At 36.8% G+C, this 16,876-nt stretch carries 16 protein-coding genes; 4 read left to right on the forward strand and 12 right to left on the reverse strand.

Features of this window, described 5'->3' with window-relative positions:
- Genes FJR04_RS14635 through FJR04_RS14645 form a run of 3 tightly spaced genes read right to left on the reverse strand, consistent with a single transcriptional unit; the run spans window position 1 to window position 2,778 of the window.
- A complete protein-coding gene (locus tag FJR04_RS14635; RefSeq protein ID WP_168495978.1) occupies window positions 1–885 on the reverse strand; it encodes an Rpn family recombination-promoting nuclease/putative transposase in 885 nt (294 codons plus the stop codon).
- Window positions 885–2,507, reverse strand: a complete 1,623-nt coding sequence (locus tag FJR04_RS14640) for a radical SAM protein (RefSeq protein ID WP_168495980.1) — start codon at window positions 2,505–2,507, stop codon at window positions 885–887. Before FJR04_RS14640 ends, FJR04_RS14635 begins: the two co-directional genes overlap by 1 nt.
- Window positions 2,508–2,523: 16 nt before the next feature.
- Window positions 2,524–2,778 (reverse strand): SemiSWEET transporter, encoded by a 255-nt coding sequence (locus FJR04_RS14645; protein WP_168495982.1) that lies wholly within the window; start codon window positions 2,776–2,778, stop codon window positions 2,524–2,526.
- 217 nt (window positions 2,779–2,995) lie between these two features.
- Here FJR04_RS14645 and FJR04_RS14650 point away from each other — a divergent pair, with 217 nt between their 5' ends.
- Window positions 2,996–3,208 (forward strand): hypothetical protein, encoded by a 213-nt coding sequence (locus FJR04_RS14650; RefSeq protein ID WP_168495984.1) that lies wholly within the window; start codon window positions 2,996–2,998, stop codon window positions 3,206–3,208.
- Between the two features lie 5 nt (window positions 3,209–3,213).
- Here the strand turns inward: FJR04_RS14650 and radC are convergent, their stop codons facing one another.
- The 4 genes from radC to FJR04_RS14670 form a co-directional block, all read right to left on the reverse strand.
- Window positions 3,214–3,945 (reverse strand): DNA repair protein RadC, encoded by a 732-nt coding sequence (gene radC, locus FJR04_RS14655; RefSeq protein WP_168495986.1) that lies wholly within the window; start codon window positions 3,943–3,945, stop codon window positions 3,214–3,216.
- Between the two features lie 147 nt (window positions 3,946–4,092).
- A complete protein-coding gene (locus FJR04_RS14660) occupies window positions 4,093–5,031 on the reverse strand; it encodes a phosphoribulokinase (protein WP_168495988.1) in 939 nt (312 codons plus the stop codon).
- Between the two features lie 207 nt (window positions 5,032–5,238).
- The gene (locus FJR04_RS14665; RefSeq protein WP_254445291.1) at window positions 5,239–7,590 is read right to left on the reverse strand and encodes an NACHT domain-containing NTPase; all 2,352 of its coding nucleotides are present in this window, start codon (window positions 7,588–7,590) and stop codon (window positions 5,239–5,241) included.
- The gene (locus FJR04_RS14670; protein ID WP_168495990.1) at window positions 7,580–8,785 is read right to left on the reverse strand and encodes a S8 family serine peptidase; all 1,206 of its coding nucleotides are present in this window, start codon (window positions 8,783–8,785) and stop codon (window positions 7,580–7,582) included. Before FJR04_RS14670 ends, FJR04_RS14665 begins: the two co-directional genes overlap by 11 nt.
- Window positions 8,786–9,034: 249 nt before the next feature.
- Between FJR04_RS14670 and FJR04_RS14675 the strand changes: the two genes are divergently transcribed.
- Complete coding sequence (locus FJR04_RS14675; RefSeq protein WP_168495992.1) at window positions 9,035–9,697, forward strand: class I SAM-dependent methyltransferase; 663 nt, start codon at window positions 9,035–9,037, stop codon at window positions 9,695–9,697.
- 13 nt (window positions 9,698–9,710) lie between these two features.
- The gene (locus tag FJR04_RS14680) at window positions 9,711–10,148 is read left to right on the forward strand and encodes a DUF29 family protein (RefSeq protein WP_168495994.1); all 438 of its coding nucleotides are present in this window, start codon (window positions 9,711–9,713) and stop codon (window positions 10,146–10,148) included.
- 227 nt (window positions 10,149–10,375) lie between these two features.
- Here the strand turns inward: FJR04_RS14680 and FJR04_RS14685 are convergent, their stop codons facing one another.
- Together FJR04_RS14685 and FJR04_RS14690 are read right to left on the reverse strand one after the other, a co-directional pair.
- Entirely contained in the window at window positions 10,376–11,275 is a 900-nt protein-coding gene (locus FJR04_RS14685) for a rhodanese-related sulfurtransferase (protein WP_168495996.1), read from the reverse strand.
- A 199-nt stretch (window positions 11,276–11,474) separates the two neighbouring features.
- On the reverse strand, window positions 11,475–12,107 hold the full coding sequence (locus FJR04_RS14690) for a DUF938 domain-containing protein (protein ID WP_168495998.1): 633 nt from the start codon (window positions 12,105–12,107) through the stop codon (window positions 11,475–11,477).
- Between the two features lie 65 nt (window positions 12,108–12,172).
- On the opposite strand from FJR04_RS14690, the gene FJR04_RS14695 reads away from it, so the two are divergent.
- Window positions 12,173–13,582, forward strand: a complete 1,410-nt coding sequence (locus tag FJR04_RS14695) for a 1-acyl-sn-glycerol-3-phosphate acyltransferase (RefSeq protein ID WP_168496000.1) — start codon at window positions 12,173–12,175, stop codon at window positions 13,580–13,582.
- A gap of 47 nt (window positions 13,583–13,629) precedes the next feature.
- On the opposite strand, the gene FJR04_RS14700 is transcribed toward FJR04_RS14695, so the two are convergent.
- The 3 genes from FJR04_RS14700 to FJR04_RS14710 all read right to left on the reverse strand — a co-directional run bounded on the left by FJR04_RS14700 (window position 13,630) and on the right by FJR04_RS14710 (window position 16,678).
- Window positions 13,630–14,070, reverse strand: coding sequence for a type II toxin-antitoxin system VapC family toxin (locus tag FJR04_RS14700; RefSeq protein WP_168496002.1), 441 nt, complete (start codon window positions 14,068–14,070; stop codon window positions 13,630–13,632).
- Window positions 14,067–16,046 (reverse strand): DUF4209 domain-containing protein, encoded by a 1,980-nt coding sequence (locus tag FJR04_RS14705; RefSeq protein WP_168496004.1) that lies wholly within the window; start codon window positions 16,044–16,046, stop codon window positions 14,067–14,069. Before FJR04_RS14705 ends, FJR04_RS14700 begins: the two co-directional genes overlap by 4 nt.
- Before the next feature lie 212 nt (window positions 16,047–16,258).
- Window positions 16,259–16,678, reverse strand: a complete 420-nt coding sequence (locus FJR04_RS14710) for a Fur family transcriptional regulator (RefSeq protein ID WP_168496006.1) — start codon at window positions 16,676–16,678, stop codon at window positions 16,259–16,261.
- Window positions 16,679–16,876 lie beyond the last annotated feature (198 nt).

The raw sequence follows: 16,876 nt of genomic DNA on the forward strand, positions 1-16,876 counted from the left end.
CTATGATTCTGTATGAGAAATTAGCCACTGTTCCAAGTCGCTAATTTCTGCAAAGTCTAATAATGCTTCTCCCAGGTCTTCAAGTTGTGTGATGTTTAAATTGTTGATACTTTGGATATACACATCTGCCAATTTTCCAAACCGCTTAGATAACTGCCGCAGCAGTAAGTTTTTCTCACCTTCTTGTCTACCTTCTTGTCTACCTTCTTGTCTACCTTCTTGTCTACCTTCTTGTTCACCTTCCTGCTTTGCTTCCTGATATACCCTTGTTTGCTTAATATCACTTACTAAAAACATGGCTTCTATCTCCTGACGGCTTAATTGTGAAAACTTCGACACCAAGACAATTTCCAATAACTCTATAATACCTTGTCTTTCTCTCTCATTGCTAACTTCTGTCTTTGTTCTTGCCATCAAGTTTTGAACTAATTGTGGTGCTTGGTTTTCTTTACTGACAATTAGTTCAATTAACCCTACCCCTATTGAACCTGATGGTAGTTCATCTAAATAAATTCGTTTGATGCGACCACTATTAACTAATTCTTGTTGGTAATTAGTTAATCTTTCCACATCTAAACTCCGTTTAGCAAATAAAGCTACTGCTTGCCAATCTTGTTCTGGTTTATATTGATTGAGATAAATATTTATCTCTGTGATTAATTCCCAGTAAAATTCTGGTTTATTCTGAAATTGGACTTCGACAAAATAGATGGGTTTTTCCTCACTATTTGGCATGAATATTCCATCAAATCGAAAGGCTTTCTCTTTGACTTCTACAGAAGTAAACTGATAACCCTCTGCATTTTCTGTGGGTTGTCCCAGTAGTTCAAATAATAGAGTATGGAACGTCAGGAAGATTTGGTAGAATATTGTATCTGTGTGCATTATTTATGATTTAATTCTAAGTTAGTAGCTTCTGCCAAATGCTTAATTAGTGTAGACTGAGGTAAGGGACCTTGCAAGTGATTCCAAGGTAAAATTTTCTCAGTTGACCAATTACTATGGACATAAAAATCTAAATCAGGAATTTGTCCTTTCAGTTGTTTAAAGGCGCGTTTGTAACTTCCCAAAGAGTCGCCAAAATCACGGGTTAATTCTAATAATAGAGAAAGCCGCCGATCGCCTCTGGACAACAAAGCCTGTATAATTGACCAATTATAACTTTCTGGTCTAAACTCTATCCCTTGAGGTTTTAGTTGTTTTTGTAATAATTGTAACCGCTTCTCTGCTTGTTTATTAACCCCAAACCATTGGAATGGTGTATGGGACTTAGGTACAAAGGTACTGCATCCTAGTGTTAACCGCAAACCCGGCGCAGCTTTTTTAACAGTTTGCATCATTTTTACAGTTGCGTCTAAATCTTCGGCTTCTTCACCGGGAATTCCCACCATTCCATAAAGTTTTAAACTCGATAAACCACCAGCTTTTGCATTAATAGCTGCTTGAATAATTTCATCGTTCTCCAATTTTTTATTGACAATTTTGCGAACTTTTTCTGAACCACTTTCGACAGCAATTGTCAATGATCTTGTATCTCGTTTTGCCAAAGTTTGGGCTAATTTGACTGTGACTGTATTGGTTCTCACCGAAGCCAAACTTAACCGCACATCATCATATTTGGGTTGACTAATATAATCCAATAATTCTGTAAATTCTGGATGTTGAGTAACAGAAGCACCCAATAAACCTAAACGGTTTGTAACTGTTAAACCCCGTTCAATTCCCGGAATTAAAGAAGTTTCTAAACTCGCAGTTCTAAAAGGTAAAGTTAAATAACTAGCTAAACAAAAGCGGCACATTTCGGGACAACTCCGCACCACTTCCACCATATAAATATTTTCCCAAGCAGCTTTTTCTGTGACGACAGTAGAAGTAGAAAGGGTATTTCCTCGGTAAGTTTGCTTTTGGATAATAGGGGGAATTTCCGCAGCAATGGGATTAATTGATTTTATTTCTCCATCTGGTTCTACATATTCAATTACATATAAACTAGGAATATAAATTCCTGGAACTTGCGATAATGTTTTTAATTGAGTTTCCCTATCTGCATTTCTGATTTTTTTATAAGTATCTATAAAATCACCAAGGAGATTTTCACCATCTCCCAATAATATAATATCAAAAAATTCAGCATAAGGTTCAGGGTTGGCTGTGAGAACTGGTCCACCACCAAAAATTAAAGGATGATTTCGATTACGAGAATTAGCCCGCAGAGGAATTTCTAAAGATTCTAAAAGATTAAAAATGTTCACATAATCCAATTCCCAAGACATAGAAAAACCCAATAATTCTGGATGTCTAGGAAGTTGTTCACGAATATCAGTAAATAAGCGACTTACCTGCAAATCCTCACGCATGGCCAAAGTCGCCCACACCACCTGATAGCCCAGGCTAGTTATTCCCACCGTGTACTCATTGGGAAAGGCATAAATGAGCGGGATAGCGTCATGATTGGGGGTTGCGGGGGTAAACAGGAGGCGTTCTAAGTCAAATACAGATGATGTCACAGCTTTTTTAGTACGGTTATCTATATCTAATTTTAAGCCATAGAATTATCAAGTTAAAAAATAATGTCATTGCATTGGCGATAATAATGGGTAAAGCACCAAGGATAATACCATAGATTAACCACAGAAATAAGCCACTCATGAAGATAATCAGCATCACATAGGAAACATCTTTAGCTGATTTGGTGCGCCAAGTTTGGAACATTTGCGGTAAAAAAGCGACAGTAGTTAATGCACCTGCAACTAATCCTAAAATGGTAGTTAAATCCATATTTAACAATATCTCCTAATTTTTAAGATTATATTACATTAATTCTCGATATTTAGCTAAATATTGGCAATTAACTGTTGCAGAAGTTCTGAGAGATGATGTTACTTGAATCATATTCTCGGAAAAAAATATGATTTGTGAGTTATTGTTTTGATGATCATTAGGGCATCCTAAAAATATAGATCAATGACAATCTCTAATTAATGAGGAAGGAAACATGAAACGATATATACCCTTTTTTATTATTGCCTTTATTCTATTTGTAACGATAGGAGATAAGATATTACCAGGTGAGTTAGGAAAATCAAGCATTCAAACCCGTACAGCTTTAAATAATTTTGCTCTGAATCTATTTCCCACTGGTAAGCCGAAGACAAACCCCTATGAACGCACAGAGAAGGAATTACAAGAATTAGAAAAACGCAGGTAGAAATATCAATCAACTTGAGGACAATTATCCCACAAAGTGGAAATTTCTCGTAAACTCTGATGAGTGCCATTACCTAAGATTAAATGATCTAAAATGGGAATGGCTAGAAGTTCCGAACCGGCTAATAATTGACGAGTTAATTCTATATCTGCTTCACTGGGTTCTAAACTCCCAGAAGGGTGATTATGGGCAACTATTACCCTGGTAGCACCTTGACGAATGACTTCTCGAAAAATGTCACGGGGAGAGGCTAAAGTTTCCGTGGCTGTACCAATAGTAATTACCTTTGTTCCTAATAACTTATTTTTGACATCTAATAACAAGACTGCAAATCTTTCTTGATCTTGCCACATCAAGTCTTGACTAAGCACCGCAGCCGCAGCAATGGGACTATCAATAACTGTACCATCAGCAGGACGACATAAAAAAGCCCGTTTACCCAATTCAATTGCAGCTAGGATAGTTGTGGCTTTGGCTGGACCCACACCGGGTATTTCCATTAACTCAGCGGGGGTAATATTTCGTAAAGCTGCTAAGGGGTCACACTGACTTTTACCCAATTGTTGTAATATATATTGTCCTAAACCGACGGCTGAGAGTTTACCCGGTCCTTGACCAGTACCCAACAGAATAGCGATTAATTCTGCTGTAGCTAAAATTTTCGGACCGTGAGTGATTAATCTTTCACGGGGGCGTTCATTTTCGGGTAAATCGGCTATTCTGAGGCAATAAGTCATACCAATTTAGGATTTGAGATTGGGAATAATTGGGTAGATGCAATACTTATTTATGCCTTATTTATTGGCACAATTATTCCTCATTGACAATATCTTTAATTTTTGTGGAGATTACCTAAGTGCTACTGAATGAGCAACGTGAATTACTTATTGGTAAATTTGCGTAGCTTTGAGCATATGGTAGGTAATAATTAACTGAGTGAGGGCGAGGGGATAACTTTGCAGAGTTTCTCCAGTTGTACCAGCAATTTTACCTAATTCGGGATTACTTTCGCGATCGCACACACTATTTAAATGCGGCATATCGTTACACATAATCCGTTCGATTTTATTCACCTGTTCCAAGGTTGCATGACCGTCCACCTCTAAAACATCCACCGGTTTTCCCATATCTCTATCTAGTCCCAAGCGGATAGCTGACTGGGAATCACCATGACCAGCGTGAATAATTTCGGTAAAATCAGGGTGAGGAATCGAAGGACGCAGCACCAAGCGCACATTTAAATGTCCATTAGTTTCATCTATTTCACCATTGGGAGGATAAAAACTCACAACAATATCTGACCATTGACGCTGGGGACGGATATACATTTCTGAGTCAGGTTCGCGTTTATCTAACTCCGCTAATACCTGTTCTGGAGTATAACCGCGCTTTTGAGTATCCCGTTTCACCTTCCAATCAGCGCGAAGTGGTTCAGGAGGGGCAAGATAGACTTTCACATCATAAGCATCACGGGCTACACGGGTAGAATAACCTAGTAACCCTTCAATAATCACAAATTTACTGGGTTTGATATATTGTGGCGGCTCAAATGTGCCTGTTTTATGGCTGTAAACGGGCTTGAGAATTGCCTGTCCTGTCCGTAGCAGCGATAAATGTTGCTGCATGATATCCAGATAGTTACAATCAGGATGCAGGGCTGTAATCCCTAATTCGGCCCGTTGTGTGCGATCGTAACGGTGGTAATCGTCTGTACAGATAATAGTCACATTTTCTGGACCGAGTACCTGAGCAATGCCTTTAGTCAGAGTTGTTTTACCAGCAGCACTATCACCAACAATACCCAGAATAATTGGACGGCTCATGAATACCCCCTCTGACGCGAGTAAGTTTATAAGAATAGTCTCTAATTTTAGGGCGCAAATCAGCTATTTTATCCAGAAAATCATATCGTTGCAACATCTCTACATAAACTCACTGGATTTTAATTATTCGTAGGGGCAATCCCCCTGTGGTTGCCCAAATACCGGGGTAGGCACGGGGGCGCTACCCCTACATCAAATCCAAATCTTTTATATATTTTGTCTGCCCACCAACAACATCCGCGCTTCTATTGCTTCCCATGTCGTCGGTGATACCCGCACTGCTGCTTCTTTGCATTGGATAATCAGGTGATTGGCGTAGAGATAATTATCTAGGGCTTTGATTTCTTCGTAAGATAAATCAATCATTTCTGGGGTGAGATTAAAACCATTGATTAATGTTTTTATCAACTTTTCAGTAAAAGCTTGATGTATTTCTTTTGGTTGTTTGTCATCAGGTATTTTAGCTTTGAGAGCTTCTAGTCGAGCAAGTAAAACAGTTAAATTGAGCTTTTGATTATATATTTTGGATTTTTCTAATTCATTAATGTATTTAATAAATTTAGTTATGGTGTTGGCGTTGGCGTTGGCGTTGGCGTTGGCGTTGGCGTTGGCGTTGGCGTTGGCGATCGCAACTGCACGTTTCCCAACTGGTTTATAATCACCTTGAGATCCTACTGTGACTTCTTCCGCCCAATTTAATAAAGCTTGTAATTTTGGGGTATTGATATATTTTTGTGCTTCCTTTTCCATTAATAACAACAAATCATCTGCACCACCCCGCATTACTCCAGCAACTAACAAAAATACCTCTTTCCAACGTTGATTTGTCAGATGTTCAGTAACTAATTTTTCAACTAGGCGATGATCATTAATATATTGTGCTGTTAAATATTCCTGTAGCGTCAGATGAGAAAAAGAAAATACATCTTCCGCACGTTCTACTAAAATTCCTTGTTCAATAGTAATAGCATCCAATATTTTCCCAGCATCTAAATTTTTCGGTGCATTATAATTATTAGAGAGAAATTTTTGAATTTGATTTAAAACTTCTTGCTGAGAAAAGAATAACTTATTTGATGCAAAATTATCATAAGCAATCTCTGCCAACATAATTTTTTCTAAATCAATACCAAGTTGACGATAAACTGGTTCATAAGGTAATCTTTTTTCAGATGCCCATCTTCTCAACAAAATATCTAAAGCATTACCATATAATGTAGCTTTCTTTTTTGGTAAATCTTGAGATTCATCATACTCTAAACAAAGAAAAGTTAATAATAAGGGAGTTCTGGCTAATTCTCTAGTAGCTTCCTCACTGTTAATTTTATTCCAGCATTTTTCCGCAGTCTCTAATTTTTTATCAACTTCTGAATAAAACCAGTTATTAATAAACTGTTGAATTTGTTGATCATCAAAATCCGCAATAATAAATTCTTTGAAGTTATTGAACTTTTGGCGATAGGCAGCAGTACGACAGGAAATCACAAACTTATTTTGCTTGTATTGCTTAACAAAATTTTGTATCCCATCAATCACTAATTCAAAATTTTTATTCGCTACTTCGTCTAAGCCATCTAATAAAAGTAATAATTTTCCTTGTCGTAATACTTGATTAGTAAATTCTTTTGCTAATGGCAATTGACATGATATAAATTCTTGCTGAATAATATCGTAAATATCAACTTTATCTGTAGTAAATTGTTTTAGTTCTAATAAAGCAGGAATATATTCACCTTTAACTTGACCAGATTTACCTTTGAGTGCTTCTAGTCCTATTTTTCTTAGAAAAGTAGATTTACCTGCACCCGGTTGTCCCAATATCATTAAATGTGCATATTGGTTAGCAATTGTTATTCCATTTTGTCTTGCAGATTTTTCATTAGTCAATCTGCGACTACCATTTTGACGATAATTTTCTTCTAATGTTGTTACTGATTCAAAAGTTCTAATCTCATCAGGTTGTAAACATTGGACTTCTGTATAAATATCATCTAAATTAACAAATTGCGACATTCCTAAAACTCGTAACCGATTATATCGCTTTTGATAATTAAGAATGTATTGTTTAGACGCTTGATAAATTAATTTTTTTGTTTTCTGATCTAACTCAATTCCTAAAATTTTAATATACAATTCAGCAAAATGATTAACTGCTTCATCCGGTGCAACTTCCGGTAGTCCCACCAATTGATCTAAACTAACATTATTTACGCCAGATAATTCTAATGAATTTAATATATCTGTTGCTGAACCTTCAACAACTAAAACACGACTCATTGTGCCACCGACAGGTTTTAAAGACAAATTTTGTAACTCTTGAATTGTGTTACCTATAACCTGAGAAAGTTGATTTTTTCGCAGTTCAATTAATGCTTGTCTATAAGCAATAGGTGAAGGAAAATTCCCAGGTTCAAGAATTGGCAATGCTTGACTATTCCTGAGTTGATTTTCATTACCCAAAGTCATAATTACCCGAATTTTTTCATCACCCCTTGCATTCATTAAAAATTCTTCCAGCAAAGGATCAACTTTAGTAATTTGGTCTTCTTTAAGGTTCATATAGTGTAGTTGGTATTTGAACTAAACCTTTACCTTGACGTTCTTTATCCAGTCCCAAATCTTTACAAGTAGAAAGCAGTGCATCAAATAAATCAAGGTATGTAATTGTTTGATATTTCTCTAATATTAACGCAGCCACACCGGAAACAATAGGAGTTGCCATTGATGTTCCATCCCATGCTTCATATCCTCCACCCATAACACTAGAATAAACTCCTTGTCCTGGTGCAACTAAATAAGGAACTTGATATTGATGGTTATTAATTGCTATTGTGCCACTACCGCTAAAAGCTGCAACTTGATAATTGGAATTTATCGCACCTACAGAAAGTGAACCTCGACAATTAGCAGGTGTATCACTTCTATTCATACCATCATTACCCACAGCACAAACAGGTAATATACCTACTGCTAATAAAGAGTCAATTAAATCGCTAATTTCATCAATAAATGTGGGAATACCTGCGGAAATATTGACTATATTTACCTCCGGTTGCATTGCTAACCAGTCTAACCATAAAAATAAATCTGATAGTTTACCTGTACCTCCCGGTATTAATGTTCCGCTAATGAGTTGAGTTTCTGGTGCTACTCCAATTTCTTGTCCACAAATTAACCCAGCAACATGAGTACCATGACCTTGTGTATCTTGATGAGATATAGTTTGAATTTGCTGTGTTCTGTTATTCAGACTGTAAGATGCAATTACTTTTCCTTGTAATGTTGTGTGGTTTGCTTCGATTCCCGTATCCAAAACAGCAACAGTGATATTTTTTCCTGTGCCTGTAAATCCCTTTTGACGTGCTAAATTCAGATATATGGCTTCTAAATGCCAAAGATCATCTGTGGTGAGAGTGGTTTTCGAGACTGCCGTACTTTTATGTGGTTTAATTAATTCTATTGGCAAATCCCGTAAAATTAAAGCATTAGGTAAATCTTGCCGTAGTTGTTCAACTTCTTCATCAGGTATATCAACAACTTTAGCACCTGTAATATTAGAATAAGTTGGATATTCAGTAATTGTATCTGTATCTTCTAAATAACTAATTATTTCTTGATATCCAGAATCTTCTTGCCAAAAATTCACTACGTCTGCAACTTGTGAAGGACGACTTTCAGCCGTAAATTTTCTCGATGCTAATTTTAAAGAACGTGCTACCGATGTTGTCTTAGGACGAATAATATAAATAGTCATCAAGAACCCCTTACCAAACAATTGCTATACAACATATTACTAGAGTAAAGGTCGGTTTAAAAGAGGAATTGGGGGTTGACATTTGATTTTAAATTTGTTATCATAAAGTTGATAAGGAAGAACTATCATAAAATAATTAATAAACTTCCAGTAAGTTAAACAATATTGACTTGCGCCCCGAATAAAAATAATTACAATACTTAAAAGCCTGTTTCCTCCTATAGGTGCATTAATCCCCAAATATAAATTATGTCAAAACAAACCCTGGGTTTAGAACAAAGCGTGTATGATTATTTACTTTCAGTTTCTCTCCGCGAACCAATTACTTTAACCCAACTGCGTCAAGAAACCTCTCAATTGCCAATGTCTCGAATGCAAATATCTCCTGAACAGGGACAATTTATGGCATTGTTGGTGAAATTAATAGGAGCAAAAAAAACTTTAGAAATAGGTGTATTCACTGGCTATAGTTCCTTGGTAGTCGCGTTGGCTTTACCCGCCGATGGTAAAATAGTTGCCTGTGATGTTAGTGAAGAGTATACCAACATTGCTCGGCGTTATTGGCAACAAGCGGGAGTGGAGGATAAAATTGACTTGCATATTGCTCCAGCCTTGGAAACATTAGATCATTTACTAGCAGCAGGGGAAGCAGGAACATTTGATTTTGCGTTTATTGATGCTGATAAAGGCAACTATGAAAACTATTATGAGCGATCGCTGCAACTAATTCGCCCAGGTGGACTAATTGCCATTGATAATGTACTGTGGTCGGGTAAAGTTGCAGATACAGAAATACAAGACAATCAAACTAACAAAATTCGGGCTGTGAATCGCAAATTACATCAAGATTCCCGAATTACCTTGAGTTTAGTTCCCATAGCCGACGGATTAACCTTAGCTATGAAAAATTAGGAAAATCAACCCAATGGAAGAACTACTTACCCTCAAAGAACTTCTGCACCAAGGCAATATAACAGAAGCCTTATTGATTGTCGAAGAATTAGAAGAAATGAGCAAATCTGATAAACTGAATAAAATATTTAGCTATGGCATCATTTTACTTCTACACCTAATTAAGCAATCTGCTGAAAACCGCACTACTAGGTCTTGGAATCTTTCTATTCGTAATTCTGTCAAGCAAATTCAACGCAGTAATTCTCGTGAAAAAGCCAAAGGAACTTATCTGAGTGAAACAGAATTAGCAGCGACTCTAGAAGATGCTTATGATTTAGCGTTAGAAAAAGCAGCAATTGAAGCTTTTGAAGGTCAATATGAAGCAGAAGAATTAAGCAAATTAGTCCAACAAGAAGAGATTATAAAAAAAGCAATGAATTTAATTTGGGAAAGAGAAATAGATGCATAAAACAACTGTAGAGACGTTCCATGGAACGTCTCTACAAAAATGAGATAGGACTTACGCAAAATATCTCTCAAACTTTCTTTCCTATCCCTAACGGGACGCTGCGCGAACGTGTTCTTCGTTCCTATCCCTATAGCTCCTACGTCGCTACGCAAGCTATCGGGACGCTCCGCGAACGTGGTTCGTTCCTTCATGACTTGTGCGTAAGTTCTGTGAGAAAAAAGACACATTTAAATTCGGTTCATGTTTAATTGAAACTGTTTCCATTTTTCCTGTTGACGTACCCTTTTCTCCTCTGTCAAACTATCAAAACAGTGAGAACAAGAAATACCTTCTTCATATTCAGGTAGAGATTTATCATCTTCAGAAATAGGATGTCCACAACAAAAGCATAATTCATAACTTCCCATTTCTAAGCCATGACGAACAGCCACTCTTTCATCAAAAACAAAACATTCTCCTTCCCATAAACTGTTTTCCTGGGGAACTTCTTCTAAATACTTGAGAATACCCCCTTTCAGGTGATAAACTTCCTCAAAACCCTGAGACAGCAAATAAGAAGAGGCTTTTTCACAGCGAATACCTCCAGTACAAAACATTGCCACTTTCTTATGTTTGTGGGAATCAAGATGCTGTTCTACATATTGGGGAAAATCTCGGAACGTTTCAGTTTGGGGATTCTTCGCACCTTTAAAAGTACCAATACTAACTTCATAATCATTGCGGGTATCAATGACAGTCACTTCCGGGTTAGAAATCAAATCATTCCATTCTTCCGGAGTAACATAAGTTCCCACTTTTTCATTAGGGTTAACTTCTGGTAATCCCAAAGTGACGATTTCTGGCTTTAACCGCACTTTTAGCCGTTCAAAAGGCGGAATTTCTGTGTAAGATTCTTTATGTTCTAAATCTGCAAACCGCGAATCAGTCCGCAGAAATGCTAAAACCCCATCAATTTCCTGACGAGAACCGGCAATTGTGCCATTAATTCCTTCCGACGCTAGTAAAATAGTTCCTTTGATTCCTTGTGACTGGCAAAAAGATAATAAAGGTGCTTGCAGTTCTTTATAATCAGGTAAACTGACAAATTTATACAGTGCAGCAACAACTATAATATTTTCTGGGTTCATCTGTTTACAAAAAAAGAATAATAGGATATTATCTTGTCAATGATTAAAATTAACCCATTTCTTAGAAAACAGAAACTTAGTTAATTTTAACAAGACTTAAGCAAAATATCTCTCAAAGCCTCTTTTCTCTGTGAACTCTGTGCCTGGAGTGGTTTGTCTTTCCGTTAGGTGCTTGAATGTTTTTTTATTTGGAAGTCCCTTAATGATGTTTAAGAATTAGCGAAAAGTTATTTGCTGGCATGGGATAGATTTTTTGCAAAGATAAATTGTGTGTCTTCGCCACTTTGATGATATCTTCTAAATTACGCACTCCCCAATCTGGATTTTGTGCTTGTAAAGATTCATCAAAAGCAGCATTACTAGGCGCTGTATGTTCTCCATTTTGTTTGTATGGTCCATATAAATAGAGGATACCACCAGGTGGGAGAATCCGTCCAGCCCCCGCCATGAGTCCTAAACAGGCAGACCAAGGGGAAATATGAATCATGTTAATATTGACAATAGCAGAAATAGGCGGTTCTGGTAACGGCTCTTTTTCTACAGGCCATATTGGCGAACTGGCATCTAAATCTAGGGGTGGTTGAATAGAATCACAGGGAAAATATTCAGCCCACGCGGCAATACTGGCACGAAGTTCGGGGTTAGGATCAGAAGGTAGCCATTGTCGGGGTGCTAGGTGGTAGGCAAAAAATGCAGCGTGTTCACCTGTGCCACTGGCTATTTCTAGTATAGTCCCATGTTTAGGCAATACTTCTAAAAGTACCTCTAAAATAGGTTCACGGTTACGCTGTGTTGCGGGTGCAAATTTTCGCTGGTCTGGTGGTGTATTCATTATGATAATTAAATTAGCAGCGATCGCTCATTTTTGGTTTTTTCGCCACACCACAGGAGAACAACTTGCCTAAATCTATTCATTCCACCCAACCACCACTCAAATTTATACCCCAACGTCATAACCCCCTCATTGTTAAAATTGTCTCTTGGTGTTTGCCTTTTATCCTGTGGGTGAGAACTAGACCTTGGCTACCTGCGGGTATTGTCAATATTGAAGCTAAAAACGCTGAAGTCTTAGCTAAATTATACCACGAATTTCAGGCAGGTAAAGTCCGATTTTTAATCGCTTTCCGTCACCCAGAGGTAGAAGATCCCCTTTCTATGTTATATCTGCTATCACGAATTGTCCCCAAGGTCGCCAAGAAAAAAGGAATTAACCTCAAATACCCAGTCCACAGTCATTTTATGTATGAACGGGGAATGACTCTATGGGCGGGAAATTGGTTAGGATGGTTATTTTCCAGACTTGGTGGTGTACCAATTCGTAGGGGAAGACGCGTAGATAAAAACGCCATCCAAATGGCACGAGAATTATTTGCAAATGCAGAAATGCCTATAGCTGTTGCCCCAGAAGGTGGTACAAATGGACACAGTAGTATAGTCAGTCCCTTAGAACCGGGTGTAGCCCAGTTGGGTTTTTGGTGTGTGGAAGATTTAAAAAAGGCTAACCGGGAAGAACAGGTTTTTATTATTCCTATTGGCATTAAATATAGTTATGTTAACCCACCTTGGAAAAAAATAGATTGGCTGTTATCTAAATTAGAAGCAGATAGCGGTTTAGAAGTTACAGAGATTAGTACAAATGGGAAGGAACAATCAGAAATTTTATATCAGCGGGTGCTGCGTTTAGCTGAATATCTAATTTCTGAAATGGAAGCATTTTATTGTCGTTTTTATCATCAAGAATTTACAGAAATTATAACTTCAGAAAATCCCCTAAATGAGGTATTAATTACTAGATTACACCGCTTAATGGATACGGCTTTAACCATTACAGAAGAATATTTTAATATCCAGTCACAAGGTAATTTTATTGATAGATGTCGGCGTTTAGAAGATGCTGGGTGGAATTATATTTATCGGGATGATATCGCTGATATTCAAAGTTTACCACCTTTTAAACGTGGTCTGGCTGATTGGGTAGCCCAAGAAGCAGATTTGAAAATGCAGCACATGAGAATTGCTGAAAGTTTTGTAGCTGTGACTGCTAATTATATTCAGGAAAAACCAACAGCGGAAAGATTTGCAGAAACGATATTATTAATGTTTGATATGTTATCTCGCATTCAGGATTCTACTTTACCAGGAAGACCGCGTTTAGGTTGGAAACAAGCTATGATTTTTGTCGGTGAACCGATTAATGTTCATGAAAAATGGGAAAGTTGTCAGGGAAATAAACAAGCTTTGCGAAAGGGTGTTAGTGACTTAACGCAGGATTTACAGATGATGTTGGCGGAGTTGATTAAGGATTAAGTTTACGCAGAGGCGCAGAGAGGTTTTTTGCGTCTCTGGGTGAGGTTTTATAAGAAATATTCTACAGTCCAATCTTCGATGGTTAAATCAGGAACTTTGATAAAGTCTTTGTAATTTTGAGTAACTACAATTGCTCGATTAACTAAAGCTATTGCAGCAATTCTTAAATCTTGTGAACCGCTATTAATTTTTTGCTGTCGTAACTTTTTATAACATTCACAAGCTGCTTCATTGAACTCCAACAAATTGACGCTACAGAAGAAATTTTGAGTTAGTTTTAAATTTCGATGAGCAGATGCTAATCCTTGTAGATTTTTATCGCTATTACATTTATTGATAATAGCTAGTCTACCTTTTAATTGTTCTTCAAGCGTGATAGTTGTAATAAATATGCTAGAACTATTAACCGCTCTAATACGTTGAATTATTTGACTATTTTCATGTTGTAAAAGAGTCACAATATTAGTATCAAGAATATATATACTCACGCTGCATGATTCTCCTCAACAAAAGCTTCCTCAGCAGCCATTTCTTCATCTAATTTACGCCGATTTACTGCCATTTCTTCGACAAATTCATCCAAAAATGGGTCATCTTTGAACATACCAGCAAATTTGACCAAAGGGTTAGACTCTTCTACAATTTCTTCAGGTATTAATATTCCTGCACCAAAGCATAGACGCAACGTTACCCACCATAAGTAAGAGAAAATAGGACTGGAAAAGTCATTATCATTAATTAAACCGTGAGCCATGCGATTTCTTAAATTTGACCCTGATTTCTCTATTAATAAACCTTGAAGATCAAAAAGTGTATCTTCATCAAAAATTGAAGTAATTTGTGGATATTTACTATAAAAAAGAGTTGCATTTAAATTATTTTCTTGTTGAATACCATTATTTTTGTTGTCAATTCCAGAAGTTATCGCTCCTCTATTAGAGAGTAGATAACGAACGGAGTTTTCAATTTGGGGAATTAAGATATGAGTAGAAGTAACAAAATCTCCTATTAATCCAGCATAAAGACCTTTGATAAATAACTTTTCTCTTCCCGGTGGTACAAAAGGGTTATTTGAAACTAATGAAATTAAGTCGGTTGCTTTTATTTTGTTTTCTTCCGATTTTTGTATTATATGTTCCGAAATAATTTGATATCTAGCTTGTTCAATAAAAGCCTGAGCATAAATTTTTTGATATTCAGCAGCTTTTACATACATTTCAAACCTAATTGCTTCCTCCCCCTCATTAGAGTTAGTGATTTGACGCGCTACATTTTTACCCATCTCATTCATTTTTACTATTGGGAAGAAACGGGATAAACTAGCTGTTTCCTCTACGATTTGTCGCAGTTCTGAAACTTTAGGTGGAGTTGCTAAAGAAGCCAAAGATAATAGTGCTTCTGGAAATTCTTTCCCTCTAACCTGTGATCTAGCTAATTCTACTTCTTCACTAATATTAAACTCTGAAGAAATTGTTATTAACTCATTAGATGACTTTTGCTGATACTCAAGAAGACGTTTGTGAATTTGCTCTAATTTATTTTTTATTACTGCTTTGTCCTCTTCTGTACCTTGGCTTTGTAACCTCTCAAATGCTTCAAAAGCTTTCTGTAAATCATGGGATGCTTTTAAGTAAGGGGTTGGATGTTTAGTTAAAGAATCTTCAGCTTCCTTGATATAAGTTTCAGCCGCAAGCATTCTCGCTGTATATGCTTTTTCTGTATTTTTTTCAATGCGGTGCCATTCTGCCTTGATTTTCCAGTAGTTTCGGGCTTTATCCCACTCTTTGCTAGATTCTTGAAAAATTGCCCCTTTCTTAGCTACAGCAGAATATTTAGCAGTATTTAAAAGTTGTGTTTTCCGCAAAAGGTTTATGTTTTTTTCGTCTTGTAAAAGCTCATGGAGCTTTATTGATAGCCATAATGGATCTTCTCCTTGGTAGCGATTTAAAACCTCGTCTATATATTCAATAACAATTTCTGGTTTATAATTAATTTTGCGTGCTAACCTAAGTGATCTTTCTATTCTATCAACACAATGACTCCATTTTTGAGGGTCTTCTAATTTTTTAGCAGATTCTAAATAAGCCTCAACTGCTAACTGCGCCATTTGGTAGTTACCATTTTTCACCCACAGAATATCAGCTACTCGTGCCTGAAGTTCTGGATCTGATATTTCAGGTGCAATTTCAGTGAGAAAGTTTAAATATTCTTCTGTGAGGTTGCTAAAAACTTCAGCAAAAAACTCATCGTTTGATTCTGGCTTGATTGCAGCACCAGTTACAAAAGCCAAAATTTCAAAAACAGTCTGTTCCTTAATATTGACTGCTGCTTCTGCTTGTTTTGCCTTATTCCAGAAAGCCATGTGATAGCTAAGACACTCTTTTCTCTCGCTGCTATTAACCACTTCTTTCCAGCCAGAGTTAATAAAATCTTCTTTAGTGAGAGGAGGATTTAGTGATGACATAACTTAAATTTACTTGCTGATAAGTCTATTGTGGAAAATATATGACAAATTAGGCGTTATTACTGCTATCCCTATATTAACCCAATGTGCAAAATATCGCTCACGCCCCTAATTACAGGTTAGTAATAAATCTTACTTTTATCGCTTAGAAATAAAACAGTATCATGATAGTAATAGATACTGATCTATTATACTGACTGGGGGCGATCGCTTCACTCACAGCAGCGATCGCACATTCCCTCAACTGTCACCTCATATCGTTCTACTTTTAACCCCTCCCGCAGTTGACTGACATCAATATCAGGGAAAGCATTCCAGTTAATATCTTCAATAGCGCCACAGCAGTTACACCGAAAATGATGATGGGGGGCAACATTGGCATCATAACGAGATACCCCTTCTTCTAATAATACTTCTCGCACCAAACCCGCCTCACGCAGTGCCTGAAGTGCCGCATACACAGTGGCTTGGGAGGAAGTAGGTGCTTCCTGATTCAAGTCCCTCAAAATTTGATCAACCGTCGGATGATCTTCTCTGGCTAATAGGTTTGCATAAACCCCAAATCGCTGGGGAGTAACTCTCAACCCTCTACTCTTCAGGGTTTTGACAATATCATTAGCTTTTTGCTGCATAGGATTTACTTAACTATATAAAGATATAAACTTCCATTATAACTCTTCCTTTCTCATAACTACACCTTTTTAATAAATACATTATAAAATAAGTATTTATAACTATTGACTAATTCCTAAATCAGAATTATTCTGATTTATAAGATAAGCTATTGATGCCCAGCAATCAAGCAGCAACACGAGTTAAAATCTTCCATC

It is taken from the genome of Anabaena sp. UHCC 0204 (genome assembly GCF_009711975.1).
Classification (GTDB): Bacteria; Cyanobacteriota; Cyanobacteriia; order Cyanobacteriales; family Nostocaceae; genus Dolichospermum.